This is a genomic window from Paenibacillus sp. P4_A7 (assembly GCF_056402455.1).
The window spans coordinates 1-3,195 of the sequence record NZ_JBFUHJ010000567.1; the positions used below are offsets into that span (position 1 = coordinate 1).

Annotated in this window: 2 protein-coding genes; both read left to right on the top strand. The window is 41.7% G+C overall.

All coding sequences use genetic code 11. The annotated features are described in order from the left end of the window. Window positions 1-254: 254 nt before the first annotated feature. Complete coding sequence (locus AC1DWN_RS31060; RefSeq protein ID WP_477562719.1) at window positions 255-1,436, top strand: ABC transporter substrate-binding protein; 1,182 nt, start codon at window positions 255-257, stop codon at window positions 1,434-1,436. Window positions 1,437-1,546: 110 nt separating this feature from the next. Beyond that, window positions 1,547-2,947 (top strand): DUF4874 domain-containing protein, encoded by a 1,401-nt coding sequence (locus AC1DWN_RS31065; RefSeq protein ID WP_477562720.1) that lies wholly within the window; start codon window positions 1,547-1,549, stop codon window positions 2,945-2,947. Window positions 2,948-3,195 lie beyond the last annotated feature (248 nt).

Genomic DNA, 3,195 nt, shown 5'->3' on the forward strand with positions numbered 1-3,195 from the left:
ATCCTGCGAATTAGTGAGTATATGTGAGATAAACCCTTAATACTGAGGGACGGGTAACGATAGTTGAATAAACGCGAAGAAACGGCAGCCAGGTCCATGGTTGCCGTTTTCTCAACTAACGGGCAGGATTCGTCAATAAAAAAGGGGATTTTTGTTTAATAAAGAATATAGAGTAAATTAATTATTTACAGTTTTAAGAATCCCCACACCGCGTGGCATCATTCTAATGAAACACCAAAAAAGGAGATGGATTCATGAAAACGGAACTAGTAGTGCAGATCGATGAACCGTGGCAAAGAGAGTCAGTGGAGAAAATCGCGCGCCGCTTTGAAGTATTGAACCCTGGAGCGAAAATAATTGTTAACGTTGTTCCTAGCGGCGAAATCCTTACAACCCTGTACTCGGGGGAATCCAATGCCGATCTTGTACAGTTGTTTAACGGAGACATCGTCGATTGCAGTAAGGAAGGACTATTGCTTGATCTGCGAGCGTGGCTGAGACAGAATCCTGAATTAGAAAGTTTGTTTCACCCTTCGATCTTCCGCCTGATACAGCCTGAAGGACGAGTTGCTGTGCTTCCATTAAGCGCTAGTATGAAAGGTATTTTCTATAACAAGCAATGGTTTAACAAGGTGGGTATTCCTTACCCACAAGAAGKTTGGACATGGAATGATTTTATGGAGATAGCGATTAGGCTACAGCGTGCGAATGTGCACAGAGAAGAATGTTTTGCAGCCCGAATCTCGTTTCACCACGAATATATTGGTCTTCTACTGCTCACAGCAGGGACAGATTGGTTCTCCCCCGATAAAAGAAGAGCCTCTGGTTACATAAACAATGCGGAAGCTGTGCAAGCTGTGCAATGGGCAGTTGATCTTGTCCGCAAACACCGAGTTGCACGGGCGACCCAAGAGTATTTTGCGAACGGCGACTTGATTCGTAACGAAGCCGGGATGATTCTAGATTATTACAATATGTTGCATGAAATCCAACCTCATTTGAAGGAAGATCTCGGTGTCGCGGGATTACCGCAATTTATCGATGGGCATAGGGTGAACGAGCCATGGGTTTGTGGGTTCGGCATTTCGGCCAAAACAGTTAACCCTGAATTAGCCTGGTCTTTCCTTTGTGAATTGACCTGTACCAACAATGAATTGACCCGGCTTGTGACGGAAGGGTCAATCGCTCCTCTTCGCTCTGTATATTCAGAGGTAAGTCATGACAGTGATCCTTTGCGTAATGCCATCTTGGCGGAACTCGAGAATAGTGTTCAACTTCCGATCTCGTCAGGTAACACAGCCCTGTATCAATTGTTGGACGATTATGTGAATCCTGCTTTGTCCCGTATTGTGTTCGAAGGTGCAGATRTTAAAGGGACGCTGGATGATTTAGCCATCGTGCTGGACGCTAAACTTCAAGAGCACTTTTCGGGATAATATGAAGAATTGAGTTCGAGTGAATGTGCAAAACAAATTATTGATTTTATTGAATCGAAAAAAGAGTTTACTGCATTCAAGAAATTAAGTATTAGGCGAGGAGGATAACAATGAAATACGATGAATTAATTAACTTATCTCCACTGCCTGGTTCAAAGTCTAAGGAGTTGCTTGACAATCCAGACAGGGGTTTTAGGCTAGAGGTTGCGACGGATGCAGAAGTCGACAAGAACCCATTTAAACCGGGGTTTGATAGGGGTATTGATTTTTTACAACATCAGTTTGATTACTATAAGGAAGACAAGCCAAAACTGGCGCAAACCTATTTCTACCTTTCGCAATATGAAGAAAAGATGATAGATGATAAAGGTTTTGAAACAATGCAGAGATTTCTTGATGAATTGCGGAAGCTAAAGCTGAAGGCTGTACTTCGATTTACATATGAAACTGACTTTGGTGGACCAAAGGCTCCAACTAACGAGTGGGCACTTAAGCATATGAAACAGCTTACTCCCTTTCTGGAAAAAAATAAGGATGTAATCCATGTCTATCAGGCCGGAATTATTGGTGCATGGGGGGAATGGCATAGCTCTAAGCACGAACTGAACGAGAAAGCAATACTAGAAGGGATAATGGACATGGTACCAGAGGGGATACAAGTCCAAGTACGATTGCCGATTTTTAAAAACTTAATTTCTAGTGATAATCCGCAGTATAACAGGATAGGGTTTCATGATGATTTCATAGTGATAGAACCCCATGTGTGGGATGCCGGTTTAAATCCTGCCTCCAAGCAGTACATTCAGATGGCTGAAGAATCTCCTTTTGTTCTTGTGGATGGAGAACTCCCGTGGGGTTCATGGTCACTCGAGGAGGAAGGTTGGCTAATCGATGRCTTTGGAACGATAAAGAGGCTTTCGGATCACCGCTATACTTCTCTAAGTCTAGTGCATAACTACAGGGAAAATGGTGATGAGATCAAATATTCGTTTACGAACTGGAAAGAGATAGATATTAATGAGGAATGGCTCATTCAGAATAAACTACATTTCTCTGAAGCGTGGTTTAGAAATGATAAGGGAGAAAGAGTGGGAAGAACCGTTTTTGAATACATCCGCGATCATCTTGGTTACAGGCTGGAAGCAACAAAGCTCGAAATCGGTCCCGAGGAAAAAGAAAGCGCTGCAATAGCAGTAAAGATTGATATTGTAAATCATGGATTTGCCGCTCCCATTGGACTTGAAACTAGCGAGTTAGTAATATTGAATAAAAAAGGAGAGGTGCTGCATTCGGTTTCAGTAGACTCTCCAGCAGAATGGCATCCTCATGCACCTAGTGACGATGAAAGAAAACAGCTTACGCATTCAATTATAGGAGAGTTACCAAATTCATGCTTAACAGAATCATGTATGCTAGGTTTGAGGATTTGTAATGCTAGTGGTGAGGGTGCCCGCCTTGCTAATGATATACAATTTGAGAATGGGATCAATATTCTCATAGCGTTGAATTGATTACTCTGTGCAGAGTCTATGAGGAGAAGTTTTATAAATGAAGGCATTGAATAAGCTGCCATCAAGACTCAATTTCAAAAAATAGACTTTGAATTAGCTCATGCTGAGATTGCATGAGCTAATTTGGCTTATCATTGTTATCTTGAACTGTGACAAGATGTTAATCGTTTGGAAGGAATTAGTAATTCTTGCTAGAATAAATATGAAGAGGATCAGGTAATAAATTTGTACACAAAAGGAGATAAAAC